The 398-nt window shown below is 61.3% G+C and carries 1 protein-coding gene; it reads left to right on the top strand.

What is annotated here, in order from left to right; translation table 11 throughout:
• The coding region (locus I6F37_RS43430; RefSeq protein ID WP_225154901.1) for a hypothetical protein at nt 1-300 on the top strand (300 nt) is incomplete at its 5' end.
• Between the last annotated feature and the right edge of the window lie 98 nt (nt 301-398).

Here is a 398-nt window from a genome sequence, read left to right as displayed (position 1 = left end):
CCGCAGGCGTCCACGGGGCTGCTCGCACGGATACTCGGCGACCACGCCCAAAAGACCATCAAGCTGCAGACGGCGGTCAACGACGCGCGAAAAGCGGGGGTGGGTGTGAGCAGGGACTATGGCCACCAGCTGCTGCCTGTTGTTTCCTCGCTCGGCGAGCATGAAACTCTCGGCGGCAAGCCCGAGTGGAAGACGTCTGTTGAGGCGCGCTGGAAGATCAAACCCGGGCGGAACTGGAAGGCCCTCGATCTCGCTAACGAGTGTCTTCGGGAACTCATTCTTCTGGACAGTCTTTCGTAGGCATGTCTGACCTAACCGCTCCCTCACCGGAGGCGATTGACGATGACCTTGACGAAGACGAGGACGACGACGCGCTCGACATCGAGTCCGACGAAGAC

It is taken from the genome of Bradyrhizobium sp. NBAIM08 (assembly GCF_020193935.1).
Taxonomy (GTDB): domain Bacteria; phylum Pseudomonadota; class Alphaproteobacteria; order Rhizobiales; family Xanthobacteraceae; genus Bradyrhizobium; species Bradyrhizobium yuanmingense.
This window is presented reverse-complemented; position numbering and strand designations above follow the sequence as displayed.